The 16,089-nt window shown below is 65.0% G+C and carries 15 protein-coding genes; 8 read left to right on the top strand and 7 right to left on the bottom strand.

The window, feature by feature from the left end; translation table 11 throughout:
• Window positions 1-144: 144 nt before the first annotated feature.
• From LU493_RS15450 to map, 7 genes are all read right to left on the bottom strand, one after another.
• Window positions 145-531, bottom strand: a complete 387-nt coding sequence (locus tag LU493_RS15450) for a hypothetical protein (RefSeq protein ID WP_275288692.1) — start codon at window positions 529-531, stop codon at window positions 145-147.
• Between the two features lie 23 nt (window positions 532-554).
• Window positions 555-1,730, bottom strand: coding sequence for a succinyl-diaminopimelate desuccinylase (gene dapE, locus LU493_RS15455; RefSeq protein WP_275288693.1), 1,176 nt, complete (start codon window positions 1,728-1,730; stop codon window positions 555-557).
• A 49-nt stretch (window positions 1,731-1,779) separates the two neighbouring features.
• Window positions 1,780-2,805 carry a 2,3,4,5-tetrahydropyridine-2,6-dicarboxylate N-succinyltransferase gene (dapD, locus tag LU493_RS15460; protein ID WP_275288694.1) on the bottom strand — a complete coding sequence of 342 codons (1,026 nt, stop codon included), beginning with the start codon at window positions 2,803-2,805 and terminating at the stop codon, window positions 1,780-1,782.
• A 36-nt stretch (window positions 2,806-2,841) separates the two neighbouring features.
• The gene (locus LU493_RS15465) at window positions 2,842-3,180 is read right to left on the bottom strand and encodes a Spx/MgsR family RNA polymerase-binding regulatory protein (RefSeq protein WP_275288695.1); all 339 of its coding nucleotides are present in this window, start codon (window positions 3,178-3,180) and stop codon (window positions 2,842-2,844) included.
• Complete coding sequence (dapC, locus tag LU493_RS15470) at window positions 3,177-4,394, bottom strand: succinyldiaminopimelate transaminase (RefSeq protein ID WP_275288696.1); 1,218 nt, start codon at window positions 4,392-4,394, stop codon at window positions 3,177-3,179. Before dapC ends, LU493_RS15465 begins: the two co-directional genes overlap by 4 nt.
• Before the next feature lie 234 nt (window positions 4,395-4,628).
• The gene (locus tag LU493_RS15475; protein WP_275288697.1) at window positions 4,629-7,310 is read right to left on the bottom strand and encodes a [protein-PII] uridylyltransferase; all 2,682 of its coding nucleotides are present in this window, start codon (window positions 7,308-7,310) and stop codon (window positions 4,629-4,631) included.
• 11 nt (window positions 7,311-7,321) lie between these two features.
• Window positions 7,322-8,113: a type I methionyl aminopeptidase gene (gene map, locus LU493_RS15480; protein ID WP_275288698.1), complete on the bottom strand. Its 792-nt coding sequence runs from the start codon at window positions 8,111-8,113 to the stop codon at window positions 7,322-7,324.
• A 297-nt stretch (window positions 8,114-8,410) separates the two neighbouring features.
• Between map and rpsB the strand changes: the two genes are divergently transcribed.
• From rpsB to rseP, 8 genes are all read left to right on the top strand, one after another.
• The gene (gene rpsB / locus LU493_RS15485) at window positions 8,411-9,163 is read left to right on the top strand and encodes a 30S ribosomal protein S2 (RefSeq protein WP_275288699.1); all 753 of its coding nucleotides are present in this window, start codon (window positions 8,411-8,413) and stop codon (window positions 9,161-9,163) included.
• A gap of 167 nt (window positions 9,164-9,330) precedes the next feature.
• Window positions 9,331-10,206, top strand: a complete 876-nt coding sequence (gene tsf / locus LU493_RS15490; protein WP_275288700.1) for a translation elongation factor Ts — start codon at window positions 9,331-9,333, stop codon at window positions 10,204-10,206.
• A gap of 112 nt (window positions 10,207-10,318) precedes the next feature.
• The gene (pyrH, locus tag LU493_RS15495; protein WP_275288701.1) at window positions 10,319-11,086 is read left to right on the top strand and encodes a UMP kinase; all 768 of its coding nucleotides are present in this window, start codon (window positions 10,319-10,321) and stop codon (window positions 11,084-11,086) included.
• A 4-nt stretch (window positions 11,087-11,090) separates the two neighbouring features.
• On the top strand, window positions 11,091-11,648 hold the full coding sequence (frr, locus tag LU493_RS15500) for a ribosome recycling factor (protein WP_275288702.1): 558 nt from the start codon (window positions 11,091-11,093) through the stop codon (window positions 11,646-11,648).
• 123 nt (window positions 11,649-11,771) lie between these two features.
• The gene (uppS, locus tag LU493_RS15505; protein ID WP_275288703.1) at window positions 11,772-12,539 is read left to right on the top strand and encodes a polyprenyl diphosphate synthase; all 768 of its coding nucleotides are present in this window, start codon (window positions 11,772-11,774) and stop codon (window positions 12,537-12,539) included.
• Window positions 12,532-13,332: a phosphatidate cytidylyltransferase gene (locus tag LU493_RS15510; RefSeq protein WP_275288704.1), complete on the top strand. Its 801-nt coding sequence runs from the start codon at window positions 12,532-12,534 to the stop codon at window positions 13,330-13,332. Before uppS ends, LU493_RS15510 begins: the two co-directional genes overlap by 8 nt.
• 2 nt (window positions 13,333-13,334) lie before the next feature.
• On the top strand, window positions 13,335-14,525 hold the full coding sequence (gene ispC, locus LU493_RS15515; RefSeq protein ID WP_275288705.1) for a 1-deoxy-D-xylulose-5-phosphate reductoisomerase: 1,191 nt from the start codon (window positions 13,335-13,337) through the stop codon (window positions 14,523-14,525).
• A gap of 133 nt (window positions 14,526-14,658) precedes the next feature.
• Window positions 14,659-16,017, top strand: coding sequence for a sigma E protease regulator RseP (gene rseP, locus LU493_RS15520; RefSeq protein WP_275288706.1), 1,359 nt, complete (start codon window positions 14,659-14,661; stop codon window positions 16,015-16,017).
• Window positions 16,018-16,089: the final 72 nt, after the last annotated feature.

Below are 16,089 nucleotides of genomic sequence, written 5' to 3' on the forward strand. Positions count from 1 at the left end.
CCTGAGCCCCGTAAAGTACAGGACTCAGGCCTTGAGCGCCGGCTGAATGAACCGTCCAACGATTGGGGGTCAGTTCACTGTCGGGGTTCATGCTGCCTTCCAGCTTCCAGCTTCCAGCTTCCAGCTTCCAGCTTCCAGCTTTCCTTACTGCCCTGAATCCGGCCAGTCGATGGTTGCCTCGCTGCCGTCCGGCAGAACCTGCAGGAAGGCGTCCGGGTCGTCGCCGGGCTGCCAGCCTCCAAGAGAGCAACGGACTTCGCAGTCGAGCCGGTTGGCGGCTTCGCGAGCGCAATCAGTATCCGTCGTCCAGGGGGTGTCGGGGCTGTCGAACCACAGGCTGGCGAAGCCGTCGGCGGCCTTGGCCACCAGCAGAATGGCGATGGCATGACCGTTGCGCTGGCCTTGCGTGCGCCAACGATGCTTGCCGGCCGAAGCCAGTGGCGGGGTGTCGAGGGTCTCGCCCAGCCAGGCGTTCAGCGCCTCGAGTTTGGCCTTGGCCAGGTATATCTCGATGTCGGGATAAGCTTCCATGACTCTCTCCGGCTCGTTTCGGCTCAGGGCCGTGATGCACCGTTGATGAACAGGCGGGCGAGAACGGCCTCATAGATCCGGCTCAGATCATCGAGGTCGGCGGCCAGGACGCGTTCGTCGACCTTGTGGATGGTGGCGTTGAGAGGCCCCAGTTCGACCACCTGGCTGCCGAGGCTGGCGATGAAACGACCGTCCGAAGTGCCGCCGGAGGTGGATAGTGCGGGGCGTCGCGCCAGGACGTCCTCGACGCTGGCCAGGGCGGCGTCCACCAGCTCGCCCTCGGCGGTCAGGAAGGGCTCGCCGTTGAGGGTCCAGTCGATGTGGAAGTCCAGGTCGTGTGCCGCGAGGATGGCCTCGGTGCGCTGCCGTAGTGCCTCGTGGGTGACTTCGGTGGAGTAGCGAAAGTTGAAGGTCGCCTCCACGTCACCGGGAATCACGTTGGTGGCCCCGGTGCCGGCACGCAGGTTGGAGATCTGGAAACTGGTGGCCGGGAAGAAGGCGTTGCCGCCGTCCCAGTGCTCGTGGACCAGGGCGTCCAGTGCCGGTGCGGCCTGGTGGATGGGATTGCGTGCCAGGTGGGGATAGGCCACGTGGCCCTGGATGCCGCGGACATGCAGGACGCCGCCAAGCGAACCACGGCGTCCGTTCTTGATGACGTCGCCGAGCCGGTCGGTGGAGGAGGGCTCGCCGACGATGCAGTAATCCAGGCGGTCGTGCGATTCGCGCAGGTGCTCGACCACCGCACGGGTGCCATCCACCGCCGGCCCTTCTTCGTCGGAGGTGATCAGGAAGGCGATGCGGCCGGGATGGTCCGGGTGTTCGGTGACGAAGCGTTCCACGGCGGTGAGCATGGCGGCCAGGCTGCCCTTCATGTCCGCCGCGCCGCGTCCGCACAGCATGCCGTCATCGTCGATGCGTGGCTCGAAGGGCGGATATTGCCAGTGAACCTCGGGGCCGCTGGGCACCACGTCGGTGTGGCCGGCGAATGCCAGTACCGGGCCGTGATGCCCATGCACGGCCCAGAAGTTTTCGACGTCGCCGAACGGTAGTCGCTCGATCTGGAAGCCGAGTCGGGCGAGGCGCTCGATCATCAGTTCCTGACAGCCCTGATCGTCGGGTGTGACGGAGGGGCGTCGCATGAGCTCCATGGCGAGCTCGAGCGTAGGGGACAAGGTGTTGGCGGTCTCGGGTGAGGTCATGCGGGATTCCGGCAGGCCGGCCCCGGGCGCCGAAGCGCCCGGGAACGACTCAGTTGTGGGCGTGCAGCGCTTCGTTCAGGGCGATGGCGCTCTTGTTGGTCAGGCACTCGATGCGGCCATTCAGGGAATTGCGACGCAACAGTAGATCGTCCTGGCCGGCCAGTTCACGCGCGGCCACGGAGCGAACTTCCTTGCCCTGATCGTCGAGCAGGGTGACCTTGGCGCCGGCCGTGATGTAGAGACCGGCCTCGACGGTGCAGCGATCCCCCAGCGGAATGCCGATGCCGGCATTGGCACCGATCAGGCAGCCTTCGCCGACCTTGATGACGATGTTGCCGCCGCCGGACAGGGTGCCCATGGTGGAGCAGCCGCCACCGAGGTCGGAACCCTTGCCCACCAGCACGCCGGCGGAGATCCGGCCCTCGATCATGCCCGGGCCCTCGGCGCCGGCGTTGAAGTTGACAAAGCCTTCGTGCATCACCGTGGTGCCTTCGCCGAGGTAGGCGCCGAGGCGTACCCGGGCGGTATCGCCGATCCGCACGCCGGCGGGCACCACGTAGTCGGTCATCTTGGGGAACTTGTCGACGCAGTCCACCGAGAGAGTTCGACCCTCGAGGCGGGCCTTGAGTCGCCGTGCCGGCAGCTCTTCGATGTCGATGGCGCCCTCGTTGGTCCAGGCGGTGTTGCGCAGCAGCCCGAACATGCCGGTCAGGTCGGTGCCGTGAGGCTTGACCAGGCGGTGGGAGAGCAGGTGAAGCTTGAGGTAGACCTCGGGAGCGCTCTGGGGCGCGTCGTCTTCGGCGATGAAGGTGGCGACCAGGGGCCGCTGGCTCGCGGCCAGGGACTCGGCGAGCTCGGCCTGGGCATCATGGCCGGCGGCCTTGAGCGCTTCGGCGAGCTTGGCGCAGTGCTCCGGCAGGAAGCTGACGGCGGCGTTGCCGGCGGGAGCATCCAGTACCTTGGCGGCGGCCTCGACCAGGCTGGCCTCGGGGTTCAGCAGAGGCGCCGGATAGTAGATTTCCAGCCAGTCGCCCTGGGTGTTCTGGGTGCCGATTCCGAGTGCAAAGCTGAGCATGTGGGATCCTCTCGAGTGAAGAGGCGCCGGGGCGCCTCACAGGTTGTCGTAGTCGCCATCGCGGAAGCCGACGAGGATGTCGTCGCCAGTGTCCAGCAGTGGGCGCTTGAGCAGGGTGGGATTGGCCAGCATCAACTCGCGCGCCTTGTTGGCGTCGATATCGTCCTTGTCGGCATCGTCGAGCTGTCGCCAGGTGGTGCTGCGCCGGTTGAGCAGGGTCATGACCGGGACGTGCTCGAGAATGTGTTCGAGCAATGCCGCGGAAAGGCCGTCTTCGCGCAGGTCATGAGTCTGAAAGGGAATGCCCTTGCCTTCCAGTGCCTTGCGGGCGCGACGGCAGGTGTCGCAGTTCTTGATCATCATCAGCGTCATCATGGTGTCGTCTCCCGGCTGACGGTTTGCTCGATCAGGTGGCGCATTCGCATCGCCGCTTGAGTGGTGGCGTCCAGGTCGTCGACCAGGGCCAGGCGTATCCGGCCGGCGCCGGGGTTGTCACCGCCGGTGCCGGGCCGACCCATGTAGCTTCCCGGCAGTACGCTGACGTGCTGCTCGGCGTACAGCGCTCGGGTGAAGGCCTCGTCATCGCCGCCCGGCACCGCGGGCCAGAGATAGAAACTGGCCTCGGGGGTGGGGAAATCCATCACCGGGGCGAGGATATCGGTCACCGCCGCGAACTTCTCCCGATAGGCGTCGCGGTTGGCGCGAACGTGCGCCTCGTCGCGCCAGGCAACGATGGAGGCGCGTTGCAGGGGAAGCGACATGGCGCAACCATGATAGGTGCGATAGCGGCGAAAGGCCGAGATCAGGTCGGCATCGCCGGCCACGAAGCCCGAGCGTAGTCCCGGCAGGTTGGAGCGCTTGGACAGCGAATGGAAGACCAGGCAGCGTCGGTAGTCCTGGCGACCGAGTCTCGCACAGGCTTCCAGCAATCCAGGCGGTGGGGCGGACTCGTCCAGATAGAGCTCCGAATAGCATTCGTCGGCGGCAACGATGAAATCATGCTCGTCCGCCAGTCGAATCAGGCGCTCGAGATCCTCGAGCGGGGTCACCGCGCCGGTGGGGTTGCCCGGCGAACAGACGAAGACGATCTGTACCTCGCGCCAGGTCTCGGCCGACACGGCCTCCAGGTCGGGCCGGAAGTCGTGCTCGGCTCGGCAGTCCAGGGTGAGCGTCGTGCCGCCGGCCAGCAGGGTCGCCCCCTCGTAGATCTGATAGAAGGGGTTGGGCACGGCCACCCGCGCGGGGCGGGTCCGATCCAGGGCGGCCTGGACGAAGGCGAAGATCGCTTCCCGCGTACCGTTGACCGGCAGTACCTGGTGATCGGCATCGAGGGCCTGGAGACCGAAGCGTCGGACCGTCCAGTCGGCGATGGCGTCGCGCAGCTCGGCGAGCCCGCCGGTGGCCGGGTAGAAGGCCATTTCGTGACGCTGATCGGCGAGGGCCTGCAGCGCGCCATCGAAGGGCGCGTGACGGGGTTCGCCGATGGTCAGCGGGATATGGGCCAGCGACTCGGGCGGTGTGAGGCCTGCCTTGAGGGCGGCGAGTCGCTCGAACGGATAGGGTTGGAGCGCGTCGAGGTCGGGGTTCATGGGTGTCCAGTCGGGCCGTGATCGGCGTTGTGTTATGTCGTGTCGCGTCGCGCGGGCAGGACGCCGATTATAGGGAAGCCCCGGGGACGCCTCAAACGAGGCACTCAGCCGGGCCGAGCTATCGCGCTCGTCTTGCCGCTCGGGGCTGCCCCGTCGACAGGCCTTCGAGGCGGCGCGGTGCCTCCAGCCGACGCCCTGTGGCGTCCCTCTCCGTATCCACTGCGATGGTCCTGCTCAGCCGCTGACGCTGAGCACCTCGATCAGCCGCTCGCGCAGTCGGCGCTGACGTTCGGCGTCGGTGAGCGGCCGACCAGCCTTGTCGGTGATGAAGAAGACGTCTTCGACACGTTCGCCCAGGGTGGCGATCTTGGCCGCCGAGAGGGCGATGTCCTGCTCCATGAAGATGCGACCGACGCGCGCCAGCAGCCCCGGGCGGTCCGGCGCGGTAAGCTCGAGCAGGGTGCGCTCGTTGGCCGGGTCCTGGCGGATGATGACCTCGGTGGGCACACGAAAATGCTTGAGCTGTCTCGGCGTGTGCCGCGTGACGATCTGTGGGTAGTCGTCGGGATCGTCGAGCTCTTCGACCAGGTGGCGGCGGATTTCCTCCAGTCGACCGGGCTCGCGAATGGCGTGGCCATGGTCGTCGAGGACGATGAAGGTATTGAGGGTCCAGTCGTTGCTCGAGGTGGCGATGCGGGCGTCGTGGATCGACAGCCCCAATTGCTCCATGGCCGCCGAGGTGGCGGCGAAAAGATCGTCCACCGAACGGGTATGGATGAATACCTTGGTGCCGCCTTCGGCCATGTCGGCGGTAGGGGCGCTGACCAGGATCAGCGGCAGGTCGCTGCCGTCGTGGGCGAGGATGCCCTGGGTCTGCCAGGCGATCTCGCTGGGGGCGTACTGCAGGAAGTAGTCCTCGCCCAGCGATGCCCAGAGTCGATCGACGCGCGTCATGTCGGCACCGACCGTGCTCAGCAGGGAGTGAGCCTCGTCCCGTGTCTCGCGGACCGAGTCGTCGCGCTCCATGGGGTTCTCCAGGCCACGACGCAGGGCGCGCTTGGTCTCGCCGTGGAGCTGGCGCAGCAGGGAGGCTCGCCAGCCGTTCCACAGCGTCGGATTGGTGGCGTTGATGTCGGCCACCGTCAGCACATAGAGGTAATCGAGATGGGTCTCGTCGCCGACGCTGCGGGCGAAGTCGCTGATCACCTCGGGGTCGGTGATGTCACGCTTCTGGGCCACCATGGACATCAGCAGGTGATGTTCGACCAGCCAGCTCACCAGACGGGTATCGCGCTCCGGCAGATCATGCTCCCGGGCGAAGGTCTCGACATCCCGGGCGCCGATCAGGGAGTGGTCGCCGCCGCGTCCCTTGCCGATGTCGTGAAACAGACCGGCGATCCACAACAGGTCCAGCCGGGGCAGTTGCTGCACCAGCTCGGCCGCCACGGGGAAGCTCTCGCGGGCATTGGGCTTGCGGAAGCCATGGATGCATTTCAGCAGTCGCAGGGTATGAGCATCCACGGTGTAGATATGGAAGAGGTCGTGCTGCATCAGGCCCACCGCCTGGCCAAAGACCGGCAGGTACTTGCCGAGCACACCGTAGCGGTTCATGCGCCGGAGCTGGCGGGCGACATTGCCGCTGGAACGCAACAGCGCCATGAACAGGCGTTGGTGATGAGGGTCGGCGCGATAACGATCGTCGATCAGATGGCGATGGTCGCGAATCAGGCGAATGGTATCGGCGCGCACGCCCTCGATCTCGGGGTGCTCGGCCATCAGCAGAAAGAGTTCCAGCAGTGCCGAGGGCGACTCCTGGAACAATGCCCGGTAACGCGCCTGGATATAGCCGCCCTTGATCTCGAAGCGATCGTTGAGAGGGATGGTCTCGAACGACTCCCCCCCGTGCAGGATGGCTTCGTCGAAGTGCTGCAGCAGCATGTCGTTGAGCCTGGCGAGCGCGGTGACGTGTCGGTAGTAGCGTTTCATGAACTGTTCGACGGCCAGGCGTTCCGGCGTGTCGTGATAGCCGAACAGTTCGGCGATGGTGCGCTGGTGATCGAACAGCAGACGGTCCTCGGCGCGTCCGCTGAGCATGTGCAACGCATAGCGCACCTGCCACAGGAAGGCCTGGCCCTGGCTGAGGATGTGCAGCTCGGCGTCGTTCATGAAGCCATGGGCGACCAGATCTTCGTAGCGCTGGGTGGAGAAGTGTCGCTTGGCCACCCAGCCGATCATCTGGATATCGCGCAGCCCGCCCGGCGAGCTCTTGATGTTGGGCTCCAGGTGGTACTCGGAATTGTTGAAGCGATAGTGGCGGCTGATCTGCTCCTGCCACTTGGCCTCGAAGAAGTGGTCCGCCGGCCATAGCCGGTCCGGCGACAACCGTTGCTGCATGGCCTCGCGCAGCCGTTCCGGGCCGGCCAGGGTGCGGGTCTCGATCAGATTGGTGATCACCGTGACGTCGGCGGCCGCTTCGCGGGAGCAATCCGAGAGCGAGCGCACGCTATGACCGATCTCCAGGCCAATGTCCCAGAGGAAGGTGATGAAGGCCGTCAATGGTTCCCGGTAGGCTGAGTCATCGTCTTCTTCGAGCAGCAGCAGCAGGTCGATGTCCGAATGCGGATGCAGTTCGCCCCGACCATAGCCACCCACGGCGAGCAGGGCGATGCCATCGTCGGGCCAGTCATGCTGCTCCCAGGCGATCGCCAGCAGGTGATCCAGGCAGCGGGCGCGGCCATGTACCAGGTCGCGGATGTCGGCGCCGGCGCGGAAGCGTTCGTCGAGCCTTGCCTGGATCTCGTCCAGCGCGGCCTTGAAGGGGGCGATGGGCGAGCGACTGCCGCCGAGCTCGGTACGGAATTTCTCGATGTCGAACAGCGACTCGTCGGGCTCGAAACGGTAGTGGTGGAGCAGCATGATGGGCCGACTCAGCGGTCGAGGAACGAGAGGTCTTCGTCGCGACGCGCGGTGAGGACCTCCACGCCGGTGGCGGTGACCAGCAGGGTATGCTCCCACTGGGCGGTGAGCCCCTTGTCCTTGGTCACGGCGGTCCAGCCATCCCGGAGCACCTTGGTGCGGTGGTCGCCGACGTTGATCATCGGCTCGATGGTGAAGCACATGCCTTCGGCGAGGGTGATGTCTGCCTCGGGGGCATAGCCATCGTAGTGCAGGATCTGCGGGTCCTCGTGGAAGCCGGCGCCGATGCCGTGTCCACAGAAGTCGCGTACCACCGAGTAGCCGTTGGTCTCGGCATGCTGCTGGATGACGCGGGCCAGGTCGGAGAGCCGCACCCCAGGCCGCACTGCGGCGATGCTATGGTATAGGCACTCCTGGGTGACACGGCACAGTCGCTCGCCCTGGATGGTCTCGCCGACGATGAACATCATGCTGGAGTCGCCGTGATAGCCGGCGGCGGTCTTCACCGTGATGTCGATGTTCATGATGTCGCCTTTCTTCAGCTTCTTGGCGTCATCGGGGATGCCGTGGCAGACCACGTGATTGATCGAGGTGCAGATCGACTTGGGAAAGCCGTGGTAGTTCAGCGGGGCGGGGGTGGAGCCCAGCTCGTCGACGATATAGTCGTGGCAGCGCCGGTCGAGCTCACCGGTGCTGACGCCGGCCTGCACATGGGGAGTGATCATTTCCAGCACACTGGCGGCCTGTCGGCCCGCCTCGCGCATCTTCTCGATCTCGTCGGGCGTCTTGATGGGTACGTTCATGGAAGCTCGGATTCAGGGGTGGCATCGCCGCCAACAACGTGCCGGTCACGGTGGAGGGACGTCGGGCGACTTCATCTCGAAGGTAATCCATGGTATAAAGCTGCGCGCCTTCCTGCAATCGCCGATCCTGCTCGTCCCCAAGGTGTCGAGTGGCCATACGGTCGGAGGGCGTCAATACACACGCAACGCCTTGAAAACACACATGCACCGGCACATGGTCCCGGGTGCCGTCGGCGCGACCGGCGGTCGGATCCATGGGGTGCATGGAGGCCTAACCCGATTTTCCAGGAGTCATCCATGGCACATGTCAACATGCGTGACCTGCTGAAGGCAGGCGCTCACTTCGGTCACCAGACCCGTTACTGGAACCCGAAGATGGGCAAGTACATCTTCGGCGCACGTAACAAGATTCACATCATCAACCTCGAGCATACGCTTCCGGCTCTGAACGAGGCTATCGATGTGGTCGAGAAAATGGCGGCCGCGAACAACAAGATCCTGTTCGTGGGCACCAAGCGCAGCGCCAGCAAGATCGTCAAGGAAGAAGCCAACCGCGTCGGCCAGTCGTTCGTCAACCATCGCTGGCTGGGCGGCATGCTGACCAACTTCAAGACGATTCGTCAGTCCATCAAGCGCCTGCGCGAACTCGAGACCATGCACGAGGACGGCACTTTCGAGAAGCTGACCAAGAAGGAAGTGCTGATGGCGACTCGCGAGCAGGACAAGCTCGAGCGTTCCATCGGTGGTATCAAGAACATGGGTGGCCTGCCCGATGCGCTGTTCGTGGTCGACGTCGATCATGAGCGGATCGCCATCAACGAGGCGAACAAGTTGGGCATTCCGGTCATCGGTGTGGTGGATACCAACTCCGATCCGGATGGCGTCGACTACGTGATCCCGGGCAACGATGACTCCATCCGCGCCATTCAGATCTACGTCAAGGCCGTCGCCGATGCCTGCGCCCGTGCGAAGGAAGGCCGTCCCGACGAATTCGTCGAGGTCACCGAGGAAAGCGCTGGCGACGACGACGCCGCCACCGCTGCCGAGTGATCGAGCGCCCGGCAGGGCCGTGAATATCGCGCCGCTTGTCGGCGATCCGTCGCCGTGACGGCACAAGGGGGCTCCGGCCCCCTTGCTTGCGCCCCGGGGCGGAAACGGGTTCCGCCGGGTTTGCCCGGCCCCCATCTTCCAGGTCGAACCATTCAGAGGACACTACCATGGCAGCTATCAGCGCCTCTCAGGTCAAGGAACTGCGCGAGCGTACCGGGCTCGGCATGATGGAGTGCAAGAAGGCACTCACCGAAGCCGGTGGCGACATCGACACCGCCATCGAGAATCTGCGCAAGAACTCCGGTCTCAAGGCCGCCAAGAAGGCCGGCCGTACCGCCGCCGAAGGCGCCATCGTCACCCGCGTCGCGGAAGATGGCAGCTACGGCGTGATGGTCGAGATCAACTCCGAGACCGATTTCGTGGCGCGTGACGACAACTTTGTCGCATTCGCCAACAAGGTGGCCGATGCCTTCTTCGCGGCCAAGAGCGAAGACGTTGCCGCCATCATGGAAGGCGAGCTGGAAGCCGGTCGCGAGCAGCTGGTGCAGAAGATCGGCGAGAACATCGGCGTGCGCCGCAGTGTGGTCGTCGAGGCCGCCTCTCAGGGCGGCAGCCTGGTCGGCGCCTATGTCCATGGCGGTCGTATCGGCGTGCTGACCGTGCTGAACGGTGGCAACGACGAGGCCGCCAAGGACGTCGCCATGCACGTCGCCGCGCTCAACCCGGCCGTCGCGCTTCCCGAGAACATGCCCCAGGAAAAGCTGGACGCCGAAAAGGCGATCATCCTGGCTCAGCCGGACATGGCCGGCAAGCCGGAGCAGATCGCCGAGAAGATGGTCCAGGGCCGCCTGAAGAAGTATCTGGCCGAGAACAGCCTGACCGAGCAGGCCTTCGTCAAGGATCCGAACCAGAGCGTCGCCGAGTACGTCAAGGCTGCCGGTGGCGAAGTGGTCGGCTTCACCCGTTTCGAGGTGGGCGAGGGCATCGAGAAGGAAGAAGTCGATTTTGCCCAGGAAGTGATGGAACAGGCCAAGCGTAGCTGAGGTCATAGGTTCCAGCATGGCGATGGCGTGCGCAATGGCGCACGCCATCGCGTATCCGGTCGGTGTATTCCGGCCACTCACGTCCATTCGCCGAGTTCCGGGAGATCCACGCATGAGCAGTGCCGAGCAAGCCGCTCCAGCCAAGTCCGAAAAGCCCCGCGCCGATGTCTCGAAGTACAAGCGCATCCTGCTCAAGCTGTCCGGTGAAGCCCTGACCGGCGATGCCGAGTTCGGCATCGATCCCAAGGTACTGGATCGCATGGCTCTGGAGATCGGCCAGTTGGTCGGTATCGGTGTGCAGGTCGGTATCGTCGTCGGCGGCGGTAACCTTTTCCGTGGCGCCGCCTTGCACGAGGCGGGCATGGAGCGCGTGACCGGTGATCACATGGGCATGCTGGCTACGGTCATGAACGCCCTGGCCATGAGGGATGCCCTTGAGCGTTCCAATATTCGTTCGCGGGTGATGTCGGCGATTCCCATGAGCGGGGTCGTGGAGCACTATGATCGACGCACCGCCATCCGCTACCTGACATCCGGCGATGTGGTGATATTCTCGGCGGGCACCGGCAACCCTTTCTTTACTACCGATTCCGCCGCCTGCCTGCGTGGTATCGAGATCGATGCCGATGTCGTGGTCAAGGCCACCAAGGTGGATGGCGTCTATGACAAGGATCCGGTCCAGCACGCTGATGCGGTCAAGTACGAGCAACTCTCCTACGACGACGCGCTCGATCAGAAGCTCGGGGTCATGGATTTGACCGCCATCTGCCTGGTGCGGGACCATGACATGCCGGTTCGCGTGTTCAACATGAACAAGTCCGGGGCGCTGCTGAACCTGGTAGTGGGCGGCAGGGAAGGCACGCTGATTGACAGAGGGTGAAATCGTGATTGACGACATCAAGAAGGATGCGGAAACCCGCATGAAGAAGAGCCTCGAGGCACTTCACAGCAACTTCAACAAGATCCGCACCGGCCGGGCGCACCCGAGCATACTGGATGCGGTGACCGTGGAGTACTACGGCAGTCAGATGCCGCTCAACCAGGTCGCTTCGGTCAACGTCGAGGATGCCCGGACCCTGACCGTGGTGCCCTGGGAGCAGAGCATGGTGCCGAAGGTGGAGAAGGCCATCATGACGGCCGAACTGGGCCTCAATCCGGCCAGCGCCGGTGCTGTCATCCGGGTGCCGATGCCGATGCTCACCGAGGAGACGCGCAAGGGGTATATCAAGCAGGCGCGCCAGGAAGCCGAGAATACGCGGGTGGCGGTACGCAACGTGCGTCGCGATGCCAACCACGAGATCAAGGCACTGCTCAAGGACAAGGAGATCACCGAGGACGATCAGCGTCAGGGTGAGGACGACATTCAGAAGATCACCGACAAGATCGTCGGCGAGATCGACAAGGCGCTGGAGTCCAAGGAGCACGATCTGATGCAGGTCTGAGGTCGGGGCAGTTCTGCCGCCAGGCATCGTCCGGGAAGTGTCCGCGCTCGTCGACTTCTCGGACAGCGCCCGGGGCGTTGCCGACACCGACACGCTTGTGTTCCATTCGCCATGCGAGACATCATGACGTCACCGCAGTCCCTTCACTTCCCGCCTTCCGGGGATACCCCCCGTCCGCGTCACGTGGCCATCATCATGGACGGCAATAACCGTTGGGCCAAGGCCCATGGGCTGTCCGGAGTGCGAGGGCATCACGCTGGCGTCGAGGCCGTGCGCGCGGTCATTCGCCGGGCCGCCGAACGCGGTGTCGGCACCCTGACGCTCTTCGCTTTCTCCAGCGAGAACTGGAAACGGCCGGCTGCCGAGGTCCAGGCCTTGATGGAGCTGTTCCTCATGGCGCTCAAGCGTGAGGTCAAGAAGCTTCACGAGCATGACATCCGGTTGTCGGTCGTTGGCGCTCGCGAGGGGTTCTCGTCGGCGATCCAGAAGCATATCGAAGCGGCGGAAACCCTGACCGCCGACAATACCGGCCTGCATCTGGTGGTCGCCGCCAACTATGGCGGTCGCTGGGATATCGCCCGGGCCGCCCGCCGGCTCGGCGAGCGTGTCGGCGCGGGAGAGCTGGATCCGGCCAGTATCGATGAACGAACCATGGAAACCGAGCTGTGCCTCGGCGATACCCCGCCGGTGGATCTGTGCATTCGCACCAGTGGTGAGTGCCGTATCTCCAACTTCCTGCTGTGGCAGATGGCCTACGCGGAACTCTATTTCACGCCGGTGCTCTGGCCGGATTTCGGTGCCGACGCCTTCGATGACGCCTTGGCTGATTTTGCCGGTCGGCAACGACGCTTCGGCATGACCGACGAGCAGCTCGAGGCGCAAGGTGCTTAGGCAGCGCGTCATCACCGCTGCCTGGCTGGCACCGCTGACCCTGGCCGGACTGTTCGGCCTCGACGGCATCGCCTTTGCGCTGTTCACGGCGTTCGTGGTGCTGCTGGCCGGTTGGGAGTGGACCCGCCTGGCCGGCCTTGAAAGCGCCCGTTGCCGTGGCGTGGCGGTTGCCGGCCTGGGAGGCGCCATGTTGCTGCTCGGGCTGCTAGGCGCCACGCAGGCTGTCTGGCCCTTGTGGCTCGGGGCCCTGGGGTGGCTGCTCAATTTCTATTGGGTCACCCGCTATCCGGCCCGCCTGGCGCAGTGGCGTTCCACCGGGGTGCGATTGGCCATGGGCGCCTGGGTGCTTCTGCCGACCTGGACAGGTTTCAATGTGCTGCGCGAGAGCGGGGCGGTCTGGCTATTGTTCGTGCTGCTCCTGGTCTGGGGCGCCGATATCGGTGCCTATTTCGTCGGGCGAGCCTTGGGGCGCCGGAAGCTGGCACCGAGTGTCAGTCCCGGGAAATCCTGGGAAGGCGTGGCGGGCGGCGTGCTGATCAGTTCGCTGCTGGCGGTGCTGTTTGCCGTCTGGCAGGGGCTGGGGGTGGTCGGTGGTCTGAGCCTGTTCGTCGTGACGGTCATCGTGACCCTGGCGTCGGTGCTGGGCGACTTGCTGGAGAGCATGCTCAAGCGCCATCGGGGCCTGAAGGATTCCAGTCAACTGCTCCCCGGTCATGGTGGTGTCCTGGATCGCATCGATAGCCTGACCGCGGCTGTCCCCTTGTTTGCCCTGCTGCACCTGGGAGTCTCTTGACCATGTCCACCACCTCGCCGCTTGCCGTGACCGTGCTCGGGGCCACCGGTTCCATCGGGACCAGCACGCTCGATGTCATCGCGCGTCACCCGGCCCGTTATCGGGTGCATGCCCTCTCGGCGAACCGTGCCCGGCGCCGGTTGCTGGCCCAGTGCAGGACCCACCGACCGAGGCTGGCCGTGCTGGAGCGCGAGGAGGATGCCGCCTGGTTGCGCGAGCAACTCACCGAAGCGGGACTGGATACCGAGGTTCGAGCCGGGGCCGAGGCGTTGATCGAGATCGGCGAGGCGAGCGAGGTCGATGTGGTGATGGCCGCCATCGTCGGGGCCGCCGGCCTGCTGCCGACCCTGGCCGCGGTGCGGGCCGGCAAGCGGGTCCTGCTGGCCAACAAGGAAGCCCTGGTGATGTCGGGGGGGCTGTTCATGGAGGCGGTGACTTGCTCCGGCGCCACCCTGTTGCCCATCGATTCCGAACATAATGCCATTTATCAGTGTCTACCCACCGAGCACCGCGGTGGGCTGGCGCAACATGGCGTCACGCAACTGCTGCTGACGGCATCGGGTGGCCCTTTCCGTGGCTGGAAGGCGGCGCGGCTGGCGGAGGTGACGCCGGAGCAGGCCTGCGCCCATCCCAACTGGTCGATGGGGCGCAAGATTTCGGTCGACAGCGCCACCCTGATGAACAAGGGGCTCGAGCTGATCGAGGCGTGCTGGTTGTTCGATGCCAGGCCCGACCAGATTCAGGTGGTGGTGCACCCGCAGAGCGTGATTCATTCCATGGCCGCCTACAACGACGGCTCGGTGATTGCCCAGTTGGGCAACCCCGACATGCGTACGCCGATCGCTCACGGGCTGGCCTGGCCGGATCGTATCGAGTCCGGGGTGCAGGCGCTGGACCTGTTCGAGGTGGCTCGCCTCGACTTCGAGCCGCCCGATGAAACGGCCTTCCCCTGCCTGCGTCTGGCTCGGGAGGCCATCGCCGCCGGCGGGACGGCGCCGGCAGTGCTCAATGCCGCCAATGAAATGGCCGTCGAGGCCTTTCTCGAGGGACGGCTGGGGTTCGCCGGGATCGGTGAGCTGGTGGCGCGGGTGCGAGATGCCTGCCCGGTGGAGTCGGCCAATGACCTGGGGGGAATCCTCGAAGCCGACGAAAGGGCTCGTCGCGAAGCGCGGATGAGGCTCGAATGTCGTTGATTTCGCTTGGTCACTCGATGCGTGCCCCGGCCTGCCTCGATGCCGGGTCGGTCGCGGTACCAGGGCGTGCTGCCGGTGACACGCCAGGAGATCGGGATGATCTTCTGGGTGGCTTGGTTGACAGGAGATTGCCGTGGGCCTGATCCAGAACGTGCTGGCCGTGATCGTGGTGCTCGGCCTGTTGATCACCTTCCATGAGTTCGGCCATTTCTGGGTCGCGCGCCGCTGTGGTGTCAAGGTACTGCGCTTCTCGGTGGGGTTCGGCAAGCCGTTGTGGTCGCGTCGTGACCGTCATGGCACCGAGTTCGTCCTGGCGGCGATTCCCCTGGGCGGCTACGTCAAGATGCTCGACGAACGCGAGGTGTCGGTACCACCCGAGGAGCGGCACCTCGCCTTCAATCACAAGACGGTCTGGCAGCGTATCGCCATCGTGGCGGCCGGCCCCTTGGCCAATTTCCTGCTGGCGCTGGTCGCCTACTGGGCTCTGTTCGTCGCCGGCACCACGACCGTGGTGCCGGTGGTCGGCGAGGTAGCGCCCGGCTCACCGGCCGCAGAGGGCGGCCTCGCGAATGGTCAGGAGATTACGGCGATCGAGGGCCAGGCGGTGCGTTCCTGGGAGGAGATCAATCTCGAGCTGGTCTCCGTCATCGGCGTCAGTGGTGAGTTGACCATCGCCGCTCGTGATGAAGGTGACAGTGTCGCGCGCGAGCATCGCCTGCCCGTGGAGGACTGGCTGGTACGCCAGGATCCGCCTCGTCCGCTGGCGACCCTGGGGGTCATGCCCTGGCGCCCCGAGGTGGCGGCGGTGATCGATCGCGTTGCCGATGGCGAGCCGGCTGCGGAGGCCGGTCTGACGAGCGGCGACGAGATACTGTCGGTTGATGGCCAACCGGTAGCGTCCTGGTCGCATTTCGTCGAGCAGGTACAGGCCCGTCCCGGTGAACGCCTCGATGTCGAGGTGACCCGCGATGGCGAGACATTGGTGCTGTCGCTGACACCGCGTGCCCGGGAGCGCGAGGATGGGGCCCGTGTCGGGTATATCGGTGCCGGCGTGGCGCCGGTGTCCTGGCCCGAGGAATATCGTCGCGAGATCCGCTACGGTCCTCTGGCGGCATTGGGGCAGGCCGTGAACCGCACCGGCGACATGACGCTGTTGACCTTCGACGCCATTCGCAAGATGCTGGTGGGGCTCATTTCTCCTTCCAATCTTTCCGGCCCCATCACCATCGCACGTATCGCCGGCGACTCGGCGCGTTCCGGATTGGAGAGTTTCGTCAGTTTCCTGGCCTATCTGTCGATCAGCTTGGGGGTGCTCAACCTGCTGCCCATTCCGGTGCTCGACGGTGGGCATCTGCTTTATTACGTCGTCGAGGTGGTACGTGGCCGACCGGTATCCGAACGTGCCCAGGCCTTCGGTCTGCGGATCGGACTGGCTCTGGTCGGGACCTTGATGTTGATGGCGCTGTATTTCGACCTGATGCGGCTCTGGTAAAACCGCGCTGCGGCTTGTCAGTTGCCCGTACAAATGTATAAGGTGCCTGTCTGGACAGGTAGGCAGATCAAC

Source organism: Halomonas elongata, assembly GCF_029081005.1.
Classification (GTDB): Bacteria; Pseudomonadota; Gammaproteobacteria; order Pseudomonadales; family Halomonadaceae; genus Halomonas; species Halomonas elongata_B.